At 30.6% G+C, this 23,907-nt stretch carries 23 protein-coding genes; 16 read left to right on the plus strand and 7 right to left on the minus strand.

Annotation, left to right across the window (positions count from 1 at the left end; genetic code table 11):
* Window positions 1-208 precede the first annotated feature (208 nt).
* Complete coding sequence (locus tag HSX10_RS11810) at window positions 209-904, minus strand: LytR/AlgR family response regulator transcription factor (RefSeq protein ID WP_173588431.1); 696 nt, start codon at window positions 902-904, stop codon at window positions 209-211.
* A gap of 201 nt (window positions 905-1,105) precedes the next feature.
* Here HSX10_RS11810 and rpsF point away from each other — a divergent pair, with 201 nt between their 5' ends.
* From rpsF to HSX10_RS11835, 5 genes are all read left to right on the plus strand, one after another.
* The gene (rpsF, locus tag HSX10_RS11815; RefSeq protein ID WP_173588432.1) at window positions 1,106-1,450 is read left to right on the plus strand and encodes a 30S ribosomal protein S6; all 345 of its coding nucleotides are present in this window, start codon (window positions 1,106-1,108) and stop codon (window positions 1,448-1,450) included.
* Window positions 1,450-1,749: a 30S ribosomal protein S18 gene (gene rpsR / locus HSX10_RS11820; protein ID WP_173588564.1), complete on the plus strand. Its 300-nt coding sequence runs from the start codon at window positions 1,450-1,452 to the stop codon at window positions 1,747-1,749. Before rpsF ends, rpsR begins: the two co-directional genes overlap by 1 nt.
* Window positions 1,750-1,763: 14 nt before the next feature.
* The gene (rplI, locus tag HSX10_RS11825) at window positions 1,764-2,225 is read left to right on the plus strand and encodes a 50S ribosomal protein L9 (protein WP_173588433.1); all 462 of its coding nucleotides are present in this window, start codon (window positions 1,764-1,766) and stop codon (window positions 2,223-2,225) included.
* Between the two features lie 135 nt (window positions 2,226-2,360).
* Window positions 2,361-3,233 carry a glycerophosphodiester phosphodiesterase family protein gene (locus tag HSX10_RS11830; protein WP_173588434.1) on the plus strand — a complete coding sequence of 291 codons (873 nt, stop codon included), beginning with the start codon at window positions 2,361-2,363 and terminating at the stop codon, window positions 3,231-3,233.
* A 113-nt stretch (window positions 3,234-3,346) separates the two neighbouring features.
* Window positions 3,347-3,820: a DUF6495 family protein gene (locus HSX10_RS11835; protein ID WP_173588435.1), complete on the plus strand. Its 474-nt coding sequence runs from the start codon at window positions 3,347-3,349 to the stop codon at window positions 3,818-3,820.
* Window positions 3,821-4,054: 234 nt separating this feature from the next.
* Here HSX10_RS11835 and HSX10_RS11840 read toward each other — a convergent pair whose 3' ends face one another.
* On the minus strand, window positions 4,055-5,296 hold the full coding sequence (locus tag HSX10_RS11840; RefSeq protein ID WP_173588436.1) for an ABC transporter permease: 1,242 nt from the start codon (window positions 5,294-5,296) through the stop codon (window positions 4,055-4,057).
* Window positions 5,297-5,496: 200 nt separating this feature from the next.
* On the opposite strand from HSX10_RS11840, the gene hisS reads away from it, so the two are divergent.
* Entirely contained in the window at window positions 5,497-6,879 is a 1,383-nt protein-coding gene (gene hisS, locus HSX10_RS11845; RefSeq protein ID WP_173588437.1) for a histidine--tRNA ligase, read from the plus strand.
* Window positions 6,880-6,939: 60 nt separating this feature from the next.
* Here the strand turns inward: hisS and bamG are convergent, their stop codons facing one another.
* Together bamG and HSX10_RS11855 are read right to left on the minus strand one after the other, a co-directional pair.
* On the minus strand, window positions 6,940-8,175 hold the full coding sequence (gene bamG / locus HSX10_RS11850; protein ID WP_173588438.1) for a BamG family beta-barrel-assembly machinery protein: 1,236 nt from the start codon (window positions 8,173-8,175) through the stop codon (window positions 6,940-6,942).
* Complete coding sequence (locus tag HSX10_RS11855; protein WP_173588439.1) at window positions 8,168-9,475, minus strand: DUF4270 family protein; 1,308 nt, start codon at window positions 9,473-9,475, stop codon at window positions 8,168-8,170. The genes bamG and HSX10_RS11855 overlap by 8 nt, the downstream gene beginning before the upstream one ends.
* A 618-nt stretch (window positions 9,476-10,093) precedes the next feature.
* Here HSX10_RS11855 and HSX10_RS11860 point away from each other — a divergent pair.
* The 4 genes from HSX10_RS11860 (at window position 10,094) to HSX10_RS11875 (ending at window position 13,352) form a co-directional block, all read left to right on the plus strand.
* The gene (locus HSX10_RS11860; RefSeq protein WP_246293645.1) at window positions 10,094-11,089 is read left to right on the plus strand and encodes a Kelch repeat-containing protein; all 996 of its coding nucleotides are present in this window, start codon (window positions 10,094-10,096) and stop codon (window positions 11,087-11,089) included.
* A 130-nt stretch (window positions 11,090-11,219) separates the two neighbouring features.
* On the plus strand, window positions 11,220-11,570 hold the full coding sequence (locus tag HSX10_RS11865; RefSeq protein WP_173588441.1) for a DUF4907 domain-containing protein: 351 nt from the start codon (window positions 11,220-11,222) through the stop codon (window positions 11,568-11,570).
* 52 nt (window positions 11,571-11,622) lie between these two features.
* Window positions 11,623-12,621 carry a sensor histidine kinase gene (locus HSX10_RS11870; protein WP_173588442.1) on the plus strand — a complete coding sequence of 333 codons (999 nt, stop codon included), beginning with the start codon at window positions 11,623-11,625 and terminating at the stop codon, window positions 12,619-12,621.
* Window positions 12,622-12,623: 2 nt separating this feature from the next.
* Window positions 12,624-13,352 (plus strand): LytR/AlgR family response regulator transcription factor, encoded by a 729-nt coding sequence (locus tag HSX10_RS11875; RefSeq protein ID WP_173588443.1) that lies wholly within the window; start codon window positions 12,624-12,626, stop codon window positions 13,350-13,352.
* Here HSX10_RS11875 and HSX10_RS11880 read toward each other — a convergent pair.
* Window positions 13,349-14,791 carry an SLC13 family permease gene (locus HSX10_RS11880; protein ID WP_173588444.1) on the minus strand — a complete coding sequence of 481 codons (1,443 nt, stop codon included), beginning with the start codon at window positions 14,789-14,791 and terminating at the stop codon, window positions 13,349-13,351. The genes HSX10_RS11875 and HSX10_RS11880 overlap by 4 nt on opposite strands.
* 285 nt (window positions 14,792-15,076) lie before the next feature.
* Between HSX10_RS11880 and HSX10_RS11885 the strand changes: the two genes are divergently transcribed.
* The 6 genes from HSX10_RS11885 (at window position 15,077) to HSX10_RS11905 (ending at window position 21,086) form a co-directional block, all read left to right on the plus strand.
* Entirely contained in the window at window positions 15,077-16,477 is a 1,401-nt protein-coding gene (locus tag HSX10_RS11885; RefSeq protein WP_173588565.1) for a nicotinate phosphoribosyltransferase, read from the plus strand.
* A 159-nt stretch (window positions 16,478-16,636) separates the two neighbouring features.
* On the plus strand, window positions 16,637-18,205 hold the full coding sequence (locus HSX10_RS11890; RefSeq protein ID WP_173588445.1) for a tetratricopeptide repeat-containing sensor histidine kinase: 1,569 nt from the start codon (window positions 16,637-16,639) through the stop codon (window positions 18,203-18,205).
* Window positions 18,206-18,207: 2 nt separating this feature from the next.
* Window positions 18,208-18,873 carry a DNA-binding response regulator gene (locus HSX10_RS11895; protein WP_173588446.1) on the plus strand — a complete coding sequence of 222 codons (666 nt, stop codon included), beginning with the start codon at window positions 18,208-18,210 and terminating at the stop codon, window positions 18,871-18,873.
* Window positions 18,874-19,084: 211 nt separating this feature from the next.
* Window positions 19,085-19,246: a hypothetical protein gene (locus HSX10_RS18745; RefSeq protein ID WP_254453237.1), complete on the plus strand. Its 162-nt coding sequence runs from the start codon at window positions 19,085-19,087 to the stop codon at window positions 19,244-19,246.
* Window positions 19,247-19,526: 280 nt separating this feature from the next.
* Window positions 19,527-19,718 carry a hypothetical protein gene (locus HSX10_RS18750; protein WP_246293643.1) on the plus strand — a complete coding sequence of 64 codons (192 nt, stop codon included), beginning with the start codon at window positions 19,527-19,529 and terminating at the stop codon, window positions 19,716-19,718.
* Between the two features lie 378 nt (window positions 19,719-20,096).
* Window positions 20,097-21,086 carry a hypothetical protein gene (locus HSX10_RS11905; protein ID WP_173588447.1) on the plus strand — a complete coding sequence of 330 codons (990 nt, stop codon included), beginning with the start codon at window positions 20,097-20,099 and terminating at the stop codon, window positions 21,084-21,086.
* 231 nt (window positions 21,087-21,317) lie between these two features.
* On the opposite strand, the gene HSX10_RS11910 is transcribed toward HSX10_RS11905, so the two are convergent.
* Complete coding sequence (locus HSX10_RS11910; protein WP_173588448.1) at window positions 21,318-21,764, minus strand: hypothetical protein; 447 nt, start codon at window positions 21,762-21,764, stop codon at window positions 21,318-21,320.
* Between the two features lie 101 nt (window positions 21,765-21,865).
* Window positions 21,866-23,098: a cation:proton antiporter gene (locus HSX10_RS11915; RefSeq protein WP_173588449.1), complete on the minus strand. Its 1,233-nt coding sequence runs from the start codon at window positions 23,096-23,098 to the stop codon at window positions 21,866-21,868.
* Between the last annotated feature and the right edge of the window lie 809 nt (window positions 23,099-23,907).

Below are 23,907 nucleotides of genomic sequence, written 5' to 3' on the forward strand. Positions count from 1 at the left end.
TGTTTAAAGTTGCTAAAAAAGAACTTGTATTTTATTAAAAACACATTGTTTAGTAATACAAATAGTTTTTTCTGGTTTAAGTAAAAAAGGTTTCAACTCTGCTTAACCGAACTTTATTTATCTTATTATTAAAATCAAAAAATCCCAAGCAAGGCTCAGGATTTCTGTAAATTATAATGTATTACTTTAAATGTATATGCGTTTGGGGTTACATATTATTTAAAGCGTCTACTAATTGTGTCTTTTTATTACGACTCAATGGAATTTCATAAGCGCCAACTTCAACATTTTTACTGTTAAATCTGTCAATTTTATCCAGGTTCACAATATAAGATTTGTGAATTCTTAAAAACTTACCTTCAGGTAATTCGCTTTCAAAAGCTTTCATAGTTGATAATACAACTAGGCTGTTTTCTTCTGTTACTACTTTTACGTAATCACCAAGAGCTTCAATCCATTTAATATCCTTAATATATACTTTACGTTTTTTAAGGTTACTTTTTACAAAGATATGTTCACCTTCAGTCTCATTAAAGTCTAATTTTAATTTGTGCTGCTCAATAGCTTTTTCTACGGCAATATTAAAACGATCTTTAGTAATTGGTTTCTGAAGATAATCAGTAGCGTCGTAATTAAATGCTTTAAAAGCATATTCTGTTTTACCAGTAACAAAAATAATTTGGGGTTTGTTGTTAAGTACATCAAGTAACTCAAAACCGTTTAATACAGGCATCTCTATATCTAGGAAGATAAGATCTACTTTATGTGTATTAAGACCGTTTTTTGTTTCTAACGCACTGCTGTATTCTGCAATAAGATTAAGAGAGGAATGATTCTCAATTAACTTTACTATAGAGAGACGCTGAATCGCAGAATCATCAACAACTACACAGTTTAAAGTCATAACATTATTAATTTTAGGTTAAGATATCGACAATAGTACAATAAATTCGGTTAAAAAACAAATAATACCGACAAACAGTATGTTAAGATATGCTAAAATCTAAAGATAACGTGTTTTAAATTAACCTTTAAAAACTTTGTCTAAGTTAGAAATAATTATTATTTTTGCAGCCGTTTTTAACAATAAACAAAATTATTTATTATGAATCATTATGAAACTGTTTTCATCTTAAATCCCGTTTTATCTGAAGACCAGATAAAGGAGACAGTAAAGAAATATGAGGATTTCCTCGTTTCTAAAGGAGCTAAGATGGTATCAAAAGAAGATTGGGGGCTAAAAAAATTAGCATATCCAATTCAAAACAAAAAAAGTGGTTTTTACCATTTATTTGAATTTACCGTAGATGGTGAAGCAATTGAGCCTTTAGAGGTTGAATTTAGACGTGATGAGCGTTTTATGCGTTACTTAACTGTGAAGTTAGACAAACATGCTATTTCATGGGCTGAGAGAAGAAGAGAGAAACTTAAAGTTAAAGCAAAAGCATAATTATGTCATCAATAGAACAACAAGCAAAAGGAAAAAAAGACGGCGAAATTAGATATTTAACTCCGTTAAATATTGAGACGTCTAAAGTTAAAAAATATTGTCGTTTCAAAAAATCTGGAATCAAGTATGTAGATTATAAAGATGCAGACTGGCTATTAGGTTTTGTAAACGAACAAGGTAAGTTATTACCAAGACGTTTAACAGGAACTTCTTTAAAGTATCAAAGAAAAGTATCTGTAGCAGTAAAAAGAGCAAGACATTTAGCATTAATGCCGTATGTTGCTGATTTATTAAAATAAAATATCATAACACAATGGAACTTATATTAAAACAAGACGTTGATAATTTAGGATTTAAAGACGATATTGTATCTGTTAAGAACGGTTATGGTAGAAATTTTTTAATTCCTCACGGACAAGCTGTAATGGCAACTTCTTCTGCTAAGAAAGTATTAGCAGAAACTTTAAAGCAAAGAGCTTATAAAGAAAAAACTATTATTGCTGATGCAGAAAAAACTGCTGAAGGATTAAATGGTTTAGATATTAAAATCACAGCTAAGGCTGGAACTGGAGCAACTGCTGGAGATAAATTATTTGGTTCTATTACCAATATGGATTTAGCTGCTGCACTTAAAGCTGCAGGTCATGAAGTTGATAAAAAGTTTATCGCTATTACAGGTGGTAACATTAAGCGTTTAGGTCAATATGTAGCTGCAATCAGATTACATAGATCAGTAACTGTAGATTTAACTTTCGAAGTTATTGCTGACGCATAATCTTTAGTCATACAATTTTAAAGAACCGTTTAGTTTAACTAAACGGTTTTTTTGTAATTAATTTTTTTAACATCATTTAAATTTTACATCACCTTGCTAGTTTCTATAATTAGGAGGTTTTAAAGTGGTTTTTATATGAAAAATATCTTTTTAATTTTTGTCGTATTTTCTTTTTTTAGTTGTAATAAATTAACAGCTCAAAAAGTATCAGCTGAAGTTCATCACTCAAAATTGATAGAGCTTTTTAAAGCTTCAGAAAATAATTATCCAAATATTAGTGTCCATCGCGGAGGTAAAGGACTAGTTGATTATCCTGAGAACAGTTTAGAAGTTTTACAATATGTTAGTGATAGCATTTCAGCTATCTACGAAATAGATGTAGCGCAAACTAAGGATGGTCATTTGGTGTTAATGCACGATAATTCTATAGATAGAACGACAACAGGAAGTGGTAAAGTCAGCGATTTAACCTATGATGAATTACTAAAATTCAATATGGTTGACGATTACGGCAATGAAACAAAATTTAAAATTCCTTTATTTTCAGAAATTTTAGCCTGGAGTAAAGAAAATAACGTTATTCTAACAGTTGATATTAAGCCTAGCGTAAGCACAGAAGTTGTTATTGATGCTATTAGAGAAGCTAGTGCTGAAGATATTTGCATCATTATTACCTATGATGTAGAAGAGACTAAAATGGTATACGAGCTAGCATCAGATTTATTAATATCTGTTTCAGCTAGAAGTAATGAAGAATTTGATCGTTTGTTAGAAACTAAAATTCCAACAAATAATATGATTGCCTTTACAGGAACTCGCTTATCTGATGTTTCACTTTTTAAAAGATTACACGACTACAATATTGTCTGTATGCTTGGAACCATCGGTAACTTAGATAAAAGTGCAGAAGCTAAAGGTGAAAAATTATATGCAAAGTGGAAAAAAATGGGGATTGATATTATTGCTACAGATAGACCCTTTGCTGCTTTTGGTGCTATAAATATGTAATGCCATATTTTCATTATAGTATTTTAGGTGTTGAAATACTTTTGAATAAAAAATATAAATAACCTTTTAAAGACGTAGCATCTCATCTTTAAAAAACAGATAATTATTACCAGATGAAATATTCTAGATTAACAAAAGAACAATTTGAAGAATTACATAAAGAATTCATCAATTTTTTAGCCACACAATCTATTACAGGAGATGAGTGGGCAGATATAAAAAAGAATAAACCTGAAGCTGCAGAACAAGAATTAGACGTTTTTAGTGACTTAGTATGGCTTGGTGTTTTAAGTAAAGTTGAATATTTAGAACATATTTCACCAAACCAAATTCATCTTTTTCAATGTCAGGAAAAGAGTATGCGATTAATTGCTCTTAAAATTGAGATTCCTGAAGTAGATTTTACGACTAAAGAAGGTTTTGAGTGGTTACGTAATAATTTATTATCTAATTCTGTTGAATTTTTTAACGCTAAAAAAGATTATACAGAAGATAAACACTTAGATCTTTTTAAAATGATTGAATCTGGTGCAAATATCACTAAAGGAGAATTATTTAATTATTTTGCAAATTTAGTAAAAGGATAAACTGTCCTATAATATTATAAAAAAAACACTCATTTTCTAAATGAGTGTTTTTTTTTGTTTCGTTACTTCGTGTGATTTTAGAGGAACGATAAAATTATATCGAGAAGTTTTAAGTTCTCTATTTAAACAGTTATTTATTTCTCTATCTACTTAAGTTTATGTCAGGCATTCTAACTGCTGTCAACTTAATTATTTATATTTTATTGAATTAAACTCCCTTTGTTTAAATGAATTTTACTCATAACGTAAAGATTCAATAGGATCTAATTTAGCTGCTTTTGTTGCAGGATATAGACCAGAAATTACAGCAACTATAAAAGCGATACTTGTGGCCCAAATCATAGCCACCCATGGAATGGAGAATTCTAAATCAAATCCTTTTGCAACACCCCAACCAATTAATATTCCTAAGAAAATCCCTAATAAACCACCTAATTGTCCAATAATTATGGTTTCCATAAAAAACTGAAACGCTATAGTTTTACTTTTTGCACCAAGTGCTTTTCTAACTCCTATTTCTCTTGTACGCTCACTCACCGAAACAAGCATAATATTCATTAAGGCAATTGTAGATCCAAAAATGGTAATAATACTAATAATCCAAGCAGCGACATAAAGTGCAGCTGTATTTTGTGCAACACGATTTAGTAAATCGTCACTTCGTTCAATACCAAAATCATTCTTTTCAATAGGATTTAATCCTCTTATATTTCTAAACGTAAGTATCGCATCATCTTGAGCACTTTCAAGCATATCAGTATTATCTACTTTTACACTTAAACTATAATTAATGTTAGGATTGGTAAAAATAGATCGTGCTTTTTGAATGGGCATTATAACACGTAAATCTTGATTATTTCCAAAAGTAGATCCCTTTTCTTTTAAAATTCCAATGACTTTAAATTTAGAACCTCTAACGCTTATTGTTTTTCCTACAGGATTTTCAACAGGAAATAACGCTTTTTGTAAATCGCTACCAATAACACAAACAGCATTACTATTACCCACATCAAAAACATTAATAGAACGTCCGTTTTCGATTTCTAATCCCGAATTTTCAATAAAAAACTCATTAGCACCAAGCACAGCAACTTCAGGATCTGTTTTTTTGTTTTCGTATTTTACTTCTGCAGTAGAAGTTCCGTAAAACGATACCGCTACTTTTGTAAAAGGATAATTATAGGTGTCTTCAAAATCTTTTACATTTCTGTAATCTATAATCGGATTTATTTTTTGTCGTTCTCGACTACTTTGGCGTTGTGCAGTAAATTCGTAACGTTGAAAATTGAAGGTATTAGAACCCATTGAAGAAAAATTACTAGAAATCGTATTTTCTAAAGCCGAAACACCACTCAAAATTCCGACCAAAGCCATAATTCCAATAGCAATAATTAAAACCGTTAAAATGGTTCGGAGTAATTGACTTTTAATAGAATCGAAGGCAATTCTAATATTTTCTTTAGCTAATGAAAACATAGTTTTTTTCGCGTTAGTTGGGTTGTTTAAAGTATAAGACGACGTAATCTGCATAAAGTTACTATAAAATCTAATTATCTTAGTAAGACCTCTGAAAATTATAATATTTTTGCGTAGAATATCAATGTTTGATTTAAATGTTGAATTCATTTTAAAATTAAGTTTCATTAAAAGAGATTCCTATTTATAAGGAACATATTATGGCACAAAAACCAAGCATCCCAAAAGGTACAAGAGATTTTAACGCAGAAGAAGTTGCAAAGCGTTCTTATATTATGGAGACGATAAAAGCGCAATTTCAGATTTTTGGATTTCAACCTATTGAAACTCCAAGTTTTGAAAATTCTGATACTTTAATGGGGAAATATGGTGATGAAGGAGATCGCTTGATTTTTAAGATTTTAAATAGTGGAGAATTTCTAAAGAAAATTTCAGAAGATGATTACAGTTCTAAATCTGAAAGTAAATTAACGCCTAAGATCTCAGAAAAAGCATTGCGTTACGATCTTACAGTCCCTTTTGCACGTTATGTTGTACAACACCAAAACGATATAGAGTTTCCGTTTAAGCGTTACCAAATTCAACCCGTTTGGCGTGCAGACCGTCCACAAAAAGGACGTTTTAGAGAGTTTTTTCAATGTGATGCCGATGTTGTAGGTTCTAAATCTTTATTTCAAGAAGTAGAATTTGTACAGTTATATGATGCTGTTTTTTCAGCTTTAAAATTAGAAGGTGTTACCATTAAAATAAACAATCGTAAAATCTTATCTGGTATTGCAGAAGTTATTGGAGCACAAGATAAATTAATCGATTTTACGGTAGCTTTGGATAAGCTAGATAAAATAGGAGAGGAGAAGGTAAAAGAAGAAATGCGTGGTAAAGGTATTTCTGAAGAAGGCATTGAGAAGCTTCAACCTTTATTTACTTTAAAAGGTGATTTTGGTGATCAAATAGAAAGCTTAAAAACTATTTTAAGTACTTCAGAAGTAGGCTTAAAAGGTATTGACGAGCTTGAATTTATAAACACAGCGATTTTAACTTTAGAATTAAAAACAGCAAAATTACAATTAGATGTTACTTTAGCGAGAGGTCTAAATTATTATACAGGTGCTATATTTGAAGTCTCTGCTCCCGAAGGTGTAAAAATGGGCTCCATTGGTGGAGGTGGTCGCTATGATGACCTTACCGGAATTTTTGGTCTTAAAGACATGAGTGGCGTTGGGATTAGTTTTGGTTTAGACCGAATTTACTTGGTACTTGAAGAATTAGGATTATTCCCCTCAACGATAGCAGAATCTACAAAAGTGCTCTTTATAAATTTTGGTGATAAAGAAGCAATGTATAGTTTAGGTGCTGTAACAAAGTTAAGGCGTGCAAATATTAAAGCTGAACTATTTCCGGATGCAGCTGTTTCTGGTAAGCAAATGAAAAAGCAAATGAATTACGCAAACCGTCGTAATATTCCATTTGTAGTGATTATGGGGGACGAGGAATTGAAATCGGAAATCTTCACATTAAAAGATATGATTTCCGGAGAGCAGCATAAAGTTGATTTTGAAGCTTTGCTAGCGCTATTAAAATAAAAAAAAGTCTCAATCCTAAATAAGGGTTGAGACTTTTTAATTACTGAAACAATTAACCTCTTAATTAAATTTTCGTTTTTGAAACCATAAATCAGATAATGATAAATTGATGTTTATGGTATTTACATATTCTTGAATAAGAATACTTTCTGTCGTTCCTTTTTTACTTAGGGCATAAGATATGTTTAAGAGAGATCTTCTACCAAGAGGTAACCCAATACCTAAAGACCCCGTGTAAGAATCAATATTTGTACCATCTATTTTAAGATACCCAGAGTTGTAGTTTAAACCCATTCTAAAATCAACACGGTCCCAATATTTATAACTAGTAGGATCCTTAGCGTAAGATGCACCTAGGCTAAAAATATTTTGATCTGTATAATCTCCTATAGCATCTGACTGATCTGTACTAGACCAAAAATTTATGTTGTAATCTGCTGTTAAAAGTAAATTTTTAAATTTGGTACTATAACCAAATCCGATTTTTAAAGGAAGGTAAAAACTATCTATAGACTCGTCTTCTGTTTCTTCAAGAATACTATAAGCTGCATTTGAATATTTACCAATGACTACATCTTTACTACCTTTTAAAACTGTAGGTAAATCTACAATTAATCCAAAATTATGTTTATCTAATAAATTGTATTGTAAACCTAAACCAAGTTGTGCTCCACTATAGTAATTGCTTTCATTAATTTCTAAATAACTATTAGAAGTGATTATAGATTCTGTTTCATCTATTTTGCCAAATAGATATGATGCTTTTACACCAATATTAAAGTCCTTAAAATAGGTTCGGGCATAGTCTAATCTTATCTCACTCAAACCTCCAGTACCGATAATATTACTTGTGAATTCCTCTTCACTCCCTTCAATATTATTTTCTAAGCCTGTAAGAGAGTATCCGACAGTGGTAGCAGGTTTTAAAGTTAATCCTATACCGTAATTGTTATTACGGTTAAACGCCAATGAGATATTTGTAAAATTATAGGTTGTGTTTTGTTCGTCTAAATCATCAGCTGTTAAGTTAATAAATTCAACAGAGCCTCCGAAGTCAAATGTAATTTCATTTTCTTTTAGCGATATAAATGAAGCAGGATTGTAAAGGTTAATTCCGTAATCAGCATCTAAAGAAATTCCTGTCTTACCAAGACCACTATTTCTTCCTGCATTAGAGTTGTTTTCAACACCTAAGCCAAAAAGAGAATAAGGTGAACCCGTAAGACTGTTAGTTTGAGAATAGCTATAAACCCCAAACAGCATTGTGAAAATTATTATGTACTTAGACTTATTCATATACTGCATAGGTTATAATTAATTTTGTTTTATAATCTGACCGCTGACTGTCATTAAAAATTATTTTATTTACGGTAGAATTATAATTTGCTGGAATTAAAATAAGAGCATCTTCAGTTTCTGGACTCTCAGTTAGCTTTTGATCTACAAAATCAATAACAGGAACGGTGTAAGTAACGTCATTATATTCAGAATCTTCATTTGTAACTTCTGCAGTAACGACATCAACACTATTAGAAACTTGACTCGCTAAATCGTTGTTTTGATCTATTGTATAAAGTAACAATGATTGACTTAGAGGTTGAATATCAGAAAGTGAATCAAAATTAGGTTCTATATAAAGTACAGCGTCTAAAATTGTTCCTTCGCTACCTATATCATAAATATTTTTAATATTAGGGAACTCTATTCGAGTTACATAACCTGTACCAGCTTGATTGTAACTAATATTATTACTTTGTTGAGACGCTAAATTATATTCTTGATCAGTAATCGCTTCAAGAGGTAGGCCACTAACATCACTTTCTATGTGATTATAATAAGTGTTTATATTTAAATCATAAGTGTATTCGTCAGTTTCTACTTCATCAGGAATGGTGTAATAAAATCTAAGATAACTAATACCACTAGTTGCAGAAAAACCAATAACGGAGCTATTGTCATTGTCTCCTGGTCGTATGGTAAGTCCTTGTAATTGTTGGTAAAGAGATTCTTGATCTGTAATGTTATTATCTCTTATCGCATTAAATATTTCCTCTCCAAAATCATAAGGTAGAGTTATGTAAAGAGAATCTTTATTAGGCGTAGGATAATAGCTTTTACTTATAATTGGTGTTGATTCATATGCTGTTTCTGTTGTATTATAGTAATAAGGATCATTATCATCAGTATCCATTTTTTCTGTTAGTTTATGGATATTAATAGTAGAGACTTGTGTCGTGTCATTATAATAATAAGTATCGTAATCAAGATTTATACCTACACTGTCTAAAATAGCATCATTGTCTATGAAATAAGATGATGAACTAAGCTGAAAATAAGCTGAAGATTTTACAATCCCCATATCATTATCATTATACTGACCTACTAATAGACGAACATTATCAGAATCTGATGTCGTAATGGAATCAAATTTCATTGTAGACAATTGAACCGTAAATGTATCAATAGAGAGAACTCTAATATTGGTGCCAGTGAAGTCTTCTCCTGCTAATAAGCTATCTTCTATGTCTGTAGAACATGCTACTACCATCGTTAAAACGGTAATTACTGTAAATAATTTTAGAAATGATTTCAACATTTGTTTTGTAGAATTTTTACAAAAAAAAGGCCCAATTGATCTAATAAAAAGTATAATATACATAGAGCGTATATTTGTCTACAAAAAGGGCTTTTTATACTATAAAAGTTTGTACTTTGTTTTATAGATTAAAAATTGGTGTTTGTCTACAAAAAAATAGCTTAGGTATATTTTGTAATTGAAGTATAAGATTGTGGTAGTATTTTAGCAAACAATGAAAAAAAATGTAACACATTATTTAATCTTTAATCTCGTTAATATGGTGTCGTTTGGGCAAGTAATGTTCACAACAACAAACCAAGGAGATTTAATATCGTTAGAATTTAGATTTTAAAGCAAAGCCTAAATCTGTATATGCAAACAATGCTTCTGATTTTAATTTGATAGATGAATCATATAACGATTCTAAACTAGAATTTAAAGCTTTAAAATTAGCGCTAGATTATAAATTTCAATTTGATTAGAATTGGTCTTCAAATTTTGGTGTAGGCTATTTAACAGCAAGTGAATTAACAATAAGCGAAAATAAAAATACAATTTATGACTTTGAAGCTAATAATTCTCTGTCATTAAACATAGGAATCAGTTTAAACATAAATAATAAATAAAATGAGAAAAATGAATAACAAACCAGCCGTGATAATGCTTTATTTAGGAGCCGTATTGGCACTATTTACGAGTTGTAATAGCGATGATGATGATGATAATTTAGGTAACTGGGTAAAGACATCTACATTTAATGAAGAAGCAAGAAGTAGTTCATCTGCCTTTAGTATTGGTAGCATTGGATATATGGGTACTGGATATGACGGTAGTGATTATTACAATGATTTTTGGGGTTATAACATGGATACAAATTCATGGCAACAATTATCAGATTTCCCAGGTATAGAAAGAAGTTCTGCAACTTCATTTGTAATTGGTAACAACGGTTATATGGGAACTGGTTATGATGGAGATTTAAACGAAGAGTTATCTGATTTTTATAAATACGATGTAAGTTTAAATAGTTGGACACAAATAGCAGATTTTGGTGGTACAGCGAGATATGGATCTGTTGGTTTTGGATCAGATAGCTATGGTTATGTAGGTACAGGTTACGACGGTAGTGATAAAAAAGATTTTTGGAAATATGATCCTACTGCTGATTCTTGGGTAGAAATATCTGGTTTTGGTGGAGATAAGAGAAGAGATGGTGTGACTTTCACAATAGGAAACGAAGTCTATTTAGGAACGGGAATTAGTAACGGTGTATATGAATTAGATTTCTGGTCTTTTAATTTAGATTCTGAAGTTTGGACGCAACATGATGATATTGATGAAGATGATGATGATTACGTTTTTAGATCTAATGCAGTAGCATTCTCTATTGATGGTAAAGGATATATTGCTTGTGGTGACTATTCAGGAAGTATAAGTACAGTTTATCAATATACGCCTTCTAATGATAGTTGGGAAGAAAGAACAGCTTTTGAGAATTTTGCAAGAAGAGATGCTGTAGCATTCGGAGATGGATCACGTGCTTTTGTAGCTTTAGGTAGAAACGGAACTTTGTATCTAGATGATAACATGGAATTTTTCCCTAATGCAGAGCAAGACGACGACGATAATTAAGATATTAAAATTTGTTTAGATTGATTGATGGGTCATCACTGTAGTGATTGACGGTATGACCAAATTTAGAGTCAGGGTAATGTAGGTATCCTTCATTAATCCTGGCTCTTTTTTTTAAATTAAAAAAAAGATGAAAAAATTTTTAAATTATAAAACTGTTTTTTTAGGGATTACAACCCTATTTGTATTGTTTTTTTATATTCAATTTATAGGCAGTGAGAATTCTAAAGAAGATCAAAGTTCATTTGCTTTACAAGTCATAGAGCAAGATAGCCTCTGGATTTATGAAGTATATGAAGGAAATAGTTTATTTATTCGACAAGAATATATTCCAGCTGTAAAAGGAAGACAAGGGTTTCAGTCTAAAGAAGACGCAGAAAAAATTGGTAACCTTGTTATGAGTAAACTTTCTAATAACAAGATGCCGATTATTAGTGTAGAAGAGTTAAATGCTAATGCTATAACTTTTAAGAAAATTTAATTCTATTTAAGTTTAAATGTTGATAAAACAGATATCTTATAAAGAGTTAATTGTGCATATCATAATATGGTTATGTATAAGTATATTTCCTCTGCTTACAGCTTATATTGATTTAGGTGAAATTCCTTCAGCGATGTATTTTAGACAAGTAATACGTCCAATTTTATTTTATGTTAATTACTTATTTTTAGTACCTTATATTTTATTAAAACGTAAATTAGGACTCTACGTTATAGTTTCTATTCTCTTCTTATTACTTTACAATTATGTGGGTGAAGAATTAATAGCATCACATTTTGCAAGCCAATTTATAGACATGCCAAAGTCACCAAGTGGTAGACCAGGTGGTCCTTTAGTTATAAGACATGCAATCCCATTAGTATTTTCATTTTCCATCTTTCTTTTAGGTGGTATTTTTAGTTTAGTCGTTGATTTTTACAAAAGAGATCGCGAGTCTAAAGAATTAGAAAATGAACAAAAAGAAATTAAATTACAGTTTTTAAGAAACCAATTAAATCCTCACTTTTTGTTTAATTCACTAAATAGTATTTACTCTTTAGTACGAAGCAAATCAGATAATGCACCAGAAGCCGTAATTACATTATCAGAATTGATGAGATATATGCTTTATGAGGCTAAAGATGAAAAAGTCGCCTTAGAAAAGGAAATGAATTACATACAACATTATATTGCTTTACAACGCTTACGACTTAAAAATACTGAAGCTGTTAAATTGAATATAAAAGGAGAGACAAAAAACCTTAAAATCTATCCTTTATTGCTAATTTCATTTATTGAAAATGCTTTTAAATATGGAACAGACTATAAAGGAAATACACATATAGACATTAAAATTGAAGTTGTTGGAAATAAATTTTACTTCCATATCGAAAATATTATAGGGTTATATAAACGTGATGATAAAAACTCTGGTGTTGGATTAGAGAATATTAAAAATCAATTTAATTATCTGTACAAAAATAATCATGAGCTAACCATAACGGAAGACAAATCTTATTATAGAGTTCATTTAACTTTAAATCTAGAATAATTATGAAATGTATAATAATAGATGATGAGCCTTTAGCTATAGATATCATAGAATCGTATTGTCAGGCATTAGGTGCAGTAGATGTAATAGCTACATTTACAAACGCTATAGAAGCTTTAGATTTTATAAATAATAATCCAATAGATTTAGTGTTTTCTGATATTGAAATGCCTAATATTTCTGGTATTGAGTTAATTAGATCGCTTGAAGGTAAGGTGCCTTATTTTATTTTTACAACAGCTTATCCAGAATATGCATTAGAAGGGTTTGATCTTAATGCTATAGATTATTTAGTGAAACCGATTCCGTTTCCTAGGTTTATAAAAGCTGTAAACAGAGTAAAAGAAATGCTAAAATTAATTCATGGTAATACACCTTTTAATGTGTCTTCAGCAGGTTGTGAAGTTGTAAACCATGAAGATGATTTCATTTTTGTAAAATCGGAATATGAAAATATAAAGATAGATATTAAAAAAATTAAAATAATTCAAGGTCTAAAAGATTACTTAAAGATTCATTCAGAAGACTCTAAAGCCATTTTAACCTTAATGAGTTTTAAAGAAATACAGTCTAAATTACCCGAAAATACTTTTATAAGGGTTCACCGTTCTTATATTGTAAATGTGAATAAAATCACATCAATTCAAAAAAATAGAATTATCATTAAAGATGAAAGAATTCCTATCGGTGAAAGTTATAAATCGTTGGTTTATAGTCGCTTAAATATTTAATTTAAATCCCAAATTAGAGGAAGAATAAAGTAAACGACTAGTGTTACGAGTATAATAGAAATCACATTCATCCAAATACCTTTTTTTACCATATCTTCTATTTTTAAATACCCCGATCCAAAAACTACAGCATTTGGAGGTGTTGCCACGGGCAGCATGAAAGCACAAGAAGCCGCTAGAGTTGCACTTACAAGTAAAATATAAGGATGTATATTAAGTACTGCTGCTAGAGAAACTAAAACAGGTAAAAGCATTGCTGTTGTTGCCATATTAGAGGTGATTTCAGTTAAGAAGTTTACTGCAGTAATTAAGATTAAAAGCAATAAAAAGATAGACATCCCTACAAGAGAAGTCATTTGGTTACCTATCCATTCGGCCAATCCACTAACTTCAAAACCTGAAGCTAATGCCATACCGCCACCAAAAAGTAATAAAATACCCCAAGGTAATTTTACGGCGTCATTCCAAGTGATTAGAGCTTTGCTTTTTTTAGCATCCGGAATTAAAAATAAAGCGATGGCAGCTATAATCGCAATAATAGTATCATCTATTGCAGGCAGCCATTTTACTAAAATAAAAGATCTGCAAATCCATGCCAGAGCAGTAATTGAAAATACGGTTAAAATGACTTTTTCTTCATAAGATATTTTACCTAAGGCTTTTAGTTGCTTATCGATTTCTTGTTCTCCTCCTGGAAATTCTTTTTGTTCAAATTTAAAAGCAAATCGGGTTAAATAAAACCAACAAATAAATAATAAGATTACGCTAATAGGAAACCCAAACATAAACCATTGTGCAAACGTAATTTCAGTATGGTAAGTACTTTCTACAACACCTGCCAATACCAAATTAGGAGGCGTACCAATGAGAGTCGCAATACCACCAATCGAAGAGCTATAAGCAATGGCCAGCATTAGTGCTTTACCAAAAATTAAATTTTCATTAACATTAGTGTTAGGGTTGTCTTCTAATTGTAATACAATGGCAATACCAACAGGCAGAATCATAACGGCTGTAGCTGTATTCGAAATCCACATGGATAGTAAAGCTGTGGCCATCATAAAGCCAAGAATAATTTTATTAATGTTAGTCCCAACAACTTTTATAATATTAAGGGCAATTCGTTTATGAAGGTTCCATTTTTCAATAGTAATAGCAATAATAAATCCACCAAGGAATAGAAAAATATATTTATGACCATAAGAAGCCGTAGTATCTCCTAGAGAAAGTCCACCAGATAGAGGAAACAGGATAATGGGTAGTAAAGCGGTTACTGGGATGGCAATAGCCTCTGTAATCCACCAAACAGCAACCCATGCTGTAGAGGCTAAAATAGCATTAGCAGAATCGTCTAAACCTTCAGGGTGAAAGAAAAAGTTGACAAGTATAAATAACAAAGGTCCTAAAAAGAGACCAATTTTCTTTTTTGTAGTTTTCATTTTAAAATGAAGCAGAAATTATAAAGTGTTGTTATATTCCGTTGAGAATTTTGGATTATGGAAGGTATCATATTTTTATGAATTAACAAATGAAGACATCTAAAAAATCATGAAGAATATTTTTAGCTGAAAAGCTATCGTTTTGTTGCTTTAGAGTAAGGTTTACAATGGTTTAATACAAAATCTAAAGCAGAAATTATTCAATATTAAATACATCTATAATTATGTTAGTTTTGTACTTTTATCTCTAATTTAGAAGACTTAAAATTTACTTTTTAAAACAGCATTATGAATATTACAGCATCTTATACCGATCTTTATCAACTTACTATGGCTCAGGTCTATTTTAAGACTAAGCCTAAAGGACGGGCTGTTTTTGATTACTATTTTAGAAATAATCCTTTTAAAGGGGGGTATGCCATCTTTGCGGGTTTAGAGGATGTATTAAATATACTTGAAACAATTCAATTTTCAGCTTCTGATATTACTTATCTAGAACAACATGGCTTTGAAAAAGAGTTTTTAGATTATTTAGAAAACTTTCAATTTACAGGCTCTATTTTTTCATGCAAAGAAGGAGATGTTGTTTTTCCTAATCGACCTATTTTACAAGTAGAGGCTAATATTATTGAAGCACAAATTATAGAAACATTTTTACTAAACTTACTTAATTTTCAAACATTAATAGCGACTAAAGCAGGCCGGATTCGTTACAGTGCTCAAGATGAAATTTTATTAGATATGGGGTTACGTCGTGCGCATGCTACAGGTGGTTATTATGCTTCTAGAGCTGCTTATATAGGTGGTTTTAATAGTACAAGTAATGTTATTGCAGCTAAAGATTATAACATTCCTTCTTCAGGAACCATGGCACATTCTTTTATTCAAAGTTATGGAGACGAATTAAAAGCGTTTCGCGATTTTGCTAAAATTCGTCCTATAAATTGTGTGTTTTTAGTCGATACTTACAACACACTAAAAAGCGGTTTACCTAATGCTATTATAGTGGCTAAAGAAATGGAAAGTAGTGGTAAAAAGCTTTTAGGAGTACGATTAGATAGTGGTGATTTAGCTTATCTATCTAAAAAAGTACGCAAAATTTTAGATGATGCAGATTTAAGTTACGTAAAAATTATAGCCTCAAACCAACTTGATGAATACGTTATAAAAAGTTTAAAAGAACAAGGAGCTCCAATTGATATATATGGTGTAGGTACAAATTTAGTTACAGGGAAACCTGATGCATCATTAGGAGGTGTTTATAAATTATCAGAGTACAATGGGGAACCACGGATTAAGCTTTCAGAAAATATAGAGAAAACGTCATTACCATCAAAAAAACAAGTGTTTAGAATGATTGATGAAAACGGTATGTTTTATGGTGCTGATGCTATTGTGCTTTACGATGAGGAAGTTGTAACAGAAATGATACATGCTTATGACCCGACTAAAAGTTTGAATCTTACTAGTTTTTTACATGAGCCTTTACTAGAAAAAGTAATGGAAAATGGAAAGAAAGTTAGCCCTCCACGTTCAGTTCAAGATATCGCTGAATACACTAAAACTAGGCTAGCGCAACTCCCAGAAGAATATAAGCGTTTTCAAAATCCACATAAATATAAAATAGGATTAAGTCATAAATTAAAACAAGAACGCGATATTTTAATGCAGAAATATATGTTTTAAAAGACCTTTTATTGAAGATTTTAATGTTGATTAATTCTAGTTTTAGACAAAAAGAAATAATCAAAATCTTAGTATTTTAGATTTATGATACCAATCACAAAGTCATCTCTTTTTTTTTCTATAATATTTGTGCTTTTAAGCTTTTTTAGTATTCAAAAAATGAGCGCTCAGCACTATGTTGATAGTGTAAGTTATTATTCAAAATTAGCATTACAACCTCAGAAAGCCAATGATTTAGTTAAAGCAAAAGCTTTTTTTAAAAATAACATTCATAGCTCTATAAAAAAAAATGATACTAAATATACGTTACGGTTTTTATATTATATAGCTAGTGTCGATTTTAAGTTAGGGGCTTATGATGAGAGTGAAGAAACTGTGGTGAAAGCCTTGAAGCTTATAGATACTATGGAAGATACGTCTTTTACCATAGCAATAAAAAAAAGTTTTTATAATCTTTTAGGTATAATCTATCAAGAAAATAAGAATCAGACCAAAGCTCTAGATCTTTATAATAAAACATTGTCAATGGCAGTGACCACTAAGGATAGTGCTATTGTTTACAATAATATTTCTGTCTTTTATATAAATGATAAGGATAGTGTTAACGCAAAAAAAGCACTACAAAAGGCTTATAAATTAATACCAAGACTTGCAGATACATTAACCCAAGCATTAATTTTAGATAATTTAGGGATGCTTTATCTAAAAACAAAATCAGATAAAGCTTTTTCGTTAATAAATCAAGGACTAAACTTACGAGAAAAAGTAAAGGATACTTCAAGAATTTACACAAGTTATATTCATTTAGCAGAGTATTATAAAAGTACAGGTGATACTTTAAAATCTAAAACATATGCTTTAAGAGCATTAAATTATGCTCAGAAAATAAAATCTCCCTCTTTTGAAAATAACGCACTCGGCATCTTAATGAAGATAAGTGATGATCCTTATGCTAATAATTTTAAAGAATTAAACGATAGCATACAAAAAGCAGAACAAGAGAATAGATATCAGTTTGCTATGATTAGGTATGAGGTTTCTAAAAAAGAACTAGAATTAGAGCAAAGTGAAAGAATAAAAGAACGGATTATTATTGTTTCGGTATTTGTTATTACAATTATTGTTTTTGTAGGTGCTTATCAAAAATTCAAATATAAAAAAGAGAAGCTTCAAGAAGTTTATGAAACAGAATCTAAAATCTCTAAACGTATACACGACGAGGTTGCTAATGATTTATTTCATGTTATGACAAGGCTTGAAGATAAGGATGAAGTTGATGAGGATATTAAAAATGACCTTCATAATTTATATTACAAAACACGAGATATTTCAAAAGAACACGACGTTATTAATACAGAACTTCCTTTTCTTCATAGTTTAAGCGAATTAATTGATAATTTTAATAATGAAGATACAAATATTATTATTAAAAGTATTTCGGTGATTCCTTGGGAAGCAATCCCAAAATTAAATAAAACCACGATTTATAAGGTGTTACAAGAGTTACTCATTAATATGAAAAAGCACAGTGAAGCCACAATTGTTGTTTTTGTTTTTAGTTTAGATAGAAAAAAAGTAACAATCAGTTATAGTGATAATGGTGTTGGATGTAATATAAAAAAGGGTTCTGGATTGCAGAATACGGAAAACCGTATTGATGCTATTAATGGAACTATTACTTTTGAATCAGAACCAAATAAAGGATTTAAAACTAAAATTAGAGTTTAGTAATGTTTAAAAGAGTTTTAATAAATGATGATCACGATGCTATTTTAGCTAGTATTGAATTGATATTAGCCGATTTAAATGTGAAATCAATTGATAAATCTCAATATTGTGATGAAGCTTATTTAAAATTAAAAAAGGCGGAATTAGATAATGAAAATTACGACTTATTAATTACCGATTTATCATTTAAAAAAGATCATAGAGCAATAGATGTAGATTCTGGAGAATCTCTTATTGCTAAAATACGAAGTGATTTCCCTGAGTTGCCTATCATAGTTTATTCCATGAAAGATCAACTTCAAAAGATTCGTGGGTTAGTTAAAAATTATAATATTAATGGTTATGTGTGTAAGGATCGTAGAGGAGCTTTAGAATTAAAAGAAGCAATAAGTAGTGTGTTTAATAAAGATGTTTATATCTCACCTCAGGTAAAAAATGCAATGAGCCCAAAATCACAATTAGAAATAGATGATTTTGATATTACATTATTAAAAATGCTTTCTCAAGGATTATCTCAGGATGAAATTAGTACATCGATGAAATTTCAAGGAATTCAACCTAATAGCTTAAGTACTATTGAAAAACGACTCAATAAACTTAAGGAACAATTTAAGGCAAGTAATGCCATTCATTTGATATCCATAACAAAAGATTTAGGATTAATTTAAAAGATTTAAATCATAGATAAAGACATCGACACTATTCTTAGTATAAAGTTGTAGGGGATTTTATGTTATAAGTGTATTGATGTTTAAAGGCAACTAGAAATAGTTGTCTTTTTTATTTGAAGAATTACAGGAAACCTCAAATAGGTATTAATAATATTATTTAAATCAATTATTAAATGAAAAAATAGTACTTTTTATTGTTGTTTGCATATTGGTATTTCAATCAAAAATTACAGCTCAAAATGATGGAGCTTTAGCTGCTGGCATAACAGGAGGCTTGTTAGCCGTTGGAACTGGGATTGCTGCAGTAAAGCAAATGGAAGAGCGTGCAGAACTTAATGCAACACAGTACATTCTTGTAAATCATCCTTAATTATCAAGTTTTTCTTTAAAAACCTTAGATTTTGATGGGGGAAAATTAAAAGATATGTCAGCCGTTTTTGTGATTTCTTATACCCGTAGATAAGCCTCTATTAAATTGAAAGAAACAAGTTTTATTTGCTTTTACGAGTCAAAGATGGATTAGTGCTAACGGTATTAATTTTGATAAAATTACGTGGTATTTAATTGATGCGGATGAGTGGTTAAATATGATGGTTGCTTATCTAAGGGTGTCTTTTGGAGAAAAAGATGAAAATGCTTTATAAACCACATTGAAAGAAGGAAAAGTTGTGAATAAAGGGGTGAAAGTTAAAAGTAAATTAGTTATTCCTTTTTATAAATTAGAAGGAGGTATGTATTTTGCAACTGATTATTCAGAAGAGATGAAGTTATTATATAATGAAAGATCTTTGGGGATTTTTTTTAAAGAATCAAAAGATTTAGTGCAAATTGGGAGGTGGTGATCTAATTAAAATACATGAATATTTTTTTGATGAAGATAATTAATACATAAGACTCTATCTAAATTAGGCATAATGTGGAAAACCGTAATAAAAAGTTAAAAAACAATCTTATATTTGGAGAGTATATTAGTTAGTTAATATAAATTCCTAGGGGGAATAGGTTAAGTGCACATGTAAAAATGTGCACTTTTTTTTCTGTCTATTCTAATGAGAGAAAGAAATATACTTAAAAATATAAACAGTCCTGTTTTTAGTAAAATTGATTCTTATCAGTTTTTTTATGCCCTATTTAATTTAAATTGCCAAATGCGTTAATGGTTTCTAAAGCGCTTATAAAAGTTTTTAGATGATTCTATAATTAAAGCCTAAAAGCAAATAATGCAAACGCAGATAATACAAGCCATAAAAGATTTTGACATTACAGCACTCCATCAATTGCTAGACGATGACAAGTCTTACATGAATGTTACAAAAAACAAATTTATTAGTAGCTTAGAAAAAGGATTTAGAACAGCTAAGGCAAATGGATGTGAAGCTTTTGATGATGTTTTTTTCGGAATCTGTGAATACTGTAATAAAGGTTGTGAAGGCATGACATTTCTATCTGATTCAGGTTATTATTTAGATCTTTTTATTGAGACAAAAGATGAGATACATGTAGATGATATCTATGTTTGTAATAAGCTAACAAATGTTATAGATCTTAATAAAACATATAGTTTAGGTTTTTATTACTCAAAAGACGAGCTGGTAAAATTTAGACCTAGTGAAGATTATAAGTTGATAAAAGCTCAGTATCAACAATTGATAGCTGATTTAAAGGCATTTAAGAAGAATGTTCTATTTGACGATTTTATCATTTGGTTTGACAGTTTTAGTTCCTTAAGAACATCTTTACAGGATATCAGTATTTATCTTAAATTTCAATATAAATTATATAATGATGCAAGTGGTGTAATTGCTGATATTGAAAAAATAGCGAATATAAAATCAAATGAAGAGCATACTACAGAAGCTCTAATTAATTATAGTGATACACATACAGAGCGTGAAAAGCTTATATGGTTTTATGAAAACAGAAAAGATCACGATTTTATTAAAGGGCTTATAAATTTTGAAAAAATAAGAAAGGAAGGCTATATTATTTTAAAAACCCATGTTACAGAAGTTAAGATAGTAATAAAAGGTTATGAGTATATTATAGATTATTACATGAAGTTACAGCATTTTCATAATCTCATGGCCGAAAAATACAGTCCACTTCCAGAGCATTATAAGAAATCAAAAAATGGTTACCCTTGCGATTTATTAGTGTATTTAAAATTGCATAATAAGCATTTGGATATTGTTGAAAAATATCAAAAATAATTAGACTAAAGTTCTCATACTTCTGGAGTAGTAGCTTTAGAGTTTATCTTAACTTAGGTTTGATCATTTTTGGAAGAACAAAAAGGTTACAGCGTTATCTTCACTTTGTAAAGAGACCCAGGTATTTAGATAAAGCACAGTTTAAAGCCTTAATCGAACTTTATCCTAATTGTTATATTAATCACGGAAGAGAGCCTTTAGGTAATGGTATTTTTGAATGTTTGGGCAATACTATCTTTTATTGTTATCATCAGCCCATTCTTCATAGTTTTCGTACTGATCTTCATTAAGGATGTTCTTTAAGATATTAGATTCGACTTCAATACGTTTGTTTGCAGAGTGTTTTTCGAAAGAATCCTCTGTTTCAGAATCCCACCATTTGGTTAATGCTGTTTCGTAACGTTGTTGTTGCATATCGGTCATTTTAAACCTTGCATAGAGTTCCATTTGACGTTCAGGGCTGTTAAGGTTCCAGTTTTCGTTTATACTGTCTGTTTTTTCTTCGTAGGTATAAGTGTCTTCCTTGAAGTTTCCATCCGACTCATAGTTCCGCGTATCGGTGAGTTCTTCGTTCATTGGGTTTCTGGTCTCTAGAATGCTTTTCTCTGACGTTTCATTTTTACAAGAAAAAGAAAGTGTTACTAAGGTTATTGCAAAAATGTTATAAAAGTATTTCATTATGTTAGTCTTTAAATTCCGACTAAAAGTACAACCTATAGAATAGGGTTTTTAGCTCAAATCATTTAAAAGTTAGTGCATTAGGTTATTGTATTTGTTATTTAATCTTTTTCAATTTTAGAGATTAATCGTTTTGTTGTGACTCCATGTAGTAAAATGGATAGTAAAATGATCAATGCGACGATAGAGAATATGTGATTGATATCTTTAAAGTTACCATGTTTAATGGCATAAGTGAGGTAAAACACAGAACCGATACCGCGGATGCCAAAAAAGGATATGGCCCATTTTTTTTTAGAAGTGAGTTTAGCTTTGTACAAGCTAAAATAGCCTAAAAAGGGACGTGCAATGCACACTAAGAAAGTACCAAATGCTATTGTGGCAATGGAGTTGAAGTTAAGGATGCCACCGACTAAAGAGCCCCCAAAGAAAATCATCCAAAAGATAATAAGAAACTTTTCTACGTTAGTGATGAAGTCTAAGCTTGGGTCGCTTTCAGTTGTTTTGTTTTTAGTATGTTGGTGGTAGTGTGCAAAAAGGCCAGCCATAAAAACACTTAGAAAGCCATAGCCATCTAAAATCTCTGCGAGCCCGTATGAAATTAGGGTTAACGAAAGCGCTACGAATGCTTGGTGTACTTTTAAGAGGTTATATTTAGCTAGCTTACATGTGAAGTAACTGTAGGCGAAACCGATAGCGACCCCCACCAATAGCCCAACGGTAATTTTAAAAAGCATGTAGTACCACAGCCATTCTTTCCATTCTTGGATGCCTAAAGTTCCGTTTTGAGACCATACAATAGCTAGAAATACAAAGGGAAAAGCTAGGCCGTCATTGAGTCCGGCTTCTGCGGTAAGATTATACTGAACGCCTACATTTTTAGTGTCGATAGTTTGTTTTTTATTGAGTTGTATTTCTGACGCTAAAGCAGGGTCTGTAGGCGCTAAAACCGCAGCTAATAGTAAGGCCACCGGCCCATCAAACTCTAAAAGGTAATAGGCGATTAGAAAGACGACCAACATGAATAAAGGCATGGTAAAGCCGAGTAAGCGTAAGGGCATAAGCCACTCTCTCCATGAGTAGTTAAGTCCGATTTTTAGACCCGCCACCATTAAGCTGATAATGACGACTAATTCTGAAAACCTTAAAGTGATATCAATATCCCAGACGGGGTTTGGCCAAGGGAGCGGGGTTTTTAAATAATACAAAATGGCTCCTAATAGTAATAGGGGAATTGTGAAACTGATTCTGAATTTTTTTAATAAGATGGGAAGGAAACTCGCTAGAAGTGTTGCGATACCAATAATGAGCAAAACAGTGTAATAATTTTTCATGGTTGCTGTGTTTATCACCGTTAAATTTTGAAAACTTTAGGGTTTAGAATCTTATTTATTCATTGCGATTCAAAACTCTTTATATTTTTTTTAATCTATTGACTCAGTTCCGTTTTTTAGTGGCTTATTTGGTTAGATAGGTGGTGATTGTGAGGTTTTAGTAAATTTATTCCTCTTAAAAAGGTCTTTCATTTATTATAACTTCTTGCTTCTCTCTTGCTTCACTCTTGTTTTACTCTTATTTTATTCCTGTTTTATTGTAGCTTTTTTCTTGTTTAAGAGGTGCCTGATTGTTCTTATTGTTTTTGTTCTTTTTTAGTTTTTTTTTAGTTCTTTTTTAGTTCTTTTTTCGTTTTTAATGCGTTTTTAATGCGTTTTTAATGTGGTTTTAATGCGGTTTTTGGTGGTTAGCTGTTATTAGAATTGTTAGATTTCTGTTTCTTACATGTCTGACTTTTTAAATTACTAGTGGTCTGACCCGAGGCTTACCCGAGGTACACCCGACGCATACCCGACGTAGCTCTTGTTTGGAGTGTTGCTAAATGGTTGTTTGTGTCGGTGGTGCATTGTGAGGTTTTCATTTTTATAGAATTCTTAATTGGATTTCGGGTGTTGGTGTTATTTCTTCAGTTTAGGTTGTGTTTTTTATTTGAATTTTAGAACATTATTTTAAAATGGGCTGTTTTATTGTAAACACCTACAAATGAATTGTTTGTTTTTTGAACTGTTTTTTATGCGTCTGGTTTCTAGTTGTTAGGTAAAGTGATCGTTTACTAGCTGTAAGATTTGGATTTATAGTCGGCTAGTTT

This window comes from Winogradskyella undariae, assembly GCF_013285155.1.
GTDB lineage: Bacteria > Bacteroidota > Bacteroidia > Flavobacteriales > Flavobacteriaceae > Winogradskyella > Winogradskyella undariae.

What these genes read in the sequence shown, in the direction of transcription:
- HSX10_RS11860 (WP_246293645.1), top strand. Translation starts at nt 10,094, where the DNA reads ATGAATAACAAACCAGCCGTGATAATGCTTTATTTAGGAGCCGTATTG.
- HSX10_RS11910 (WP_173588448.1), bottom strand. Translation starts at nt 21,764, where the DNA reads ATGAAATACTTTTATAACATTTTTGCAATAACCTTAGTAACACTTTCT.
- HSX10_RS11840 (WP_173588436.1), bottom strand. Translation starts at nt 5,296, where the DNA reads ATGTTTTCATTAGCTAAAGAAAATATTAGAATTGCCTTCGATTCTATT.
- rpsF (WP_173588432.1), top strand. Translation starts at nt 1,106, where the DNA reads ATGAATCATTATGAAACTGTTTTCATCTTAAATCCCGTTTTATCTGAA.
- HSX10_RS11915 (WP_173588449.1), bottom strand. Translation starts at nt 23,098, where the DNA reads ATGAAAAATTATTACACTGTTTTGCTCATTATTGGTATCGCAACACTT.
- hisS (WP_173588437.1), top strand. Translation starts at nt 5,497, where the DNA reads ATGGCACAAAAACCAAGCATCCCAAAAGGTACAAGAGATTTTAACGCA.
- bamG (WP_173588438.1), bottom strand. Translation starts at nt 8,175, where the DNA reads ATGAATAAGTCTAAGTACATAATAATTTTCACAATGCTGTTTGGGGTT.
- HSX10_RS11875 (WP_173588443.1), top strand. Translation starts at nt 12,624, where the DNA reads ATGAAATGTATAATAATAGATGATGAGCCTTTAGCTATAGATATCATA.
- HSX10_RS11880 (WP_173588444.1), bottom strand. Translation starts at nt 14,791, where the DNA reads ATGAAAACTACAAAAAAGAAAATTGGTCTCTTTTTAGGACCTTTGTTA.
- HSX10_RS11895 (WP_173588446.1), top strand. Translation starts at nt 18,208, where the DNA reads ATGTTTAAAAGAGTTTTAATAAATGATGATCACGATGCTATTTTAGCT.
- HSX10_RS11810 (WP_173588431.1), bottom strand. Translation starts at nt 904, where the DNA reads ATGACTTTAAACTGTGTAGTTGTTGATGATTCTGCGATTCAGCGTCTC.
- HSX10_RS11890 (WP_173588445.1), top strand. Translation starts at nt 16,637, where the DNA reads ATGAGCGCTCAGCACTATGTTGATAGTGTAAGTTATTATTCAAAATTA.
- HSX10_RS11855 (WP_173588439.1), bottom strand. Translation starts at nt 9,475, where the DNA reads ATGTTGAAATCATTTCTAAAATTATTTACAGTAATTACCGTTTTAACG.
- HSX10_RS11830 (WP_173588434.1), top strand. Translation starts at nt 2,361, where the DNA reads ATGAAAAATATCTTTTTAATTTTTGTCGTATTTTCTTTTTTTAGTTGT.
- HSX10_RS11905 (WP_173588447.1), top strand. Translation starts at nt 20,097, where the DNA reads ATGCAAACGCAGATAATACAAGCCATAAAAGATTTTGACATTACAGCA.
- HSX10_RS11835 (WP_173588435.1), top strand. Translation starts at nt 3,347, where the DNA reads ATGAAATATTCTAGATTAACAAAAGAACAATTTGAAGAATTACATAAA.
- HSX10_RS11865 (WP_173588441.1), top strand. Translation starts at nt 11,220, where the DNA reads ATGAAAAAATTTTTAAATTATAAAACTGTTTTTTTAGGGATTACAACC.
- rplI (WP_173588433.1), top strand. Translation starts at nt 1,764, where the DNA reads ATGGAACTTATATTAAAACAAGACGTTGATAATTTAGGATTTAAAGAC.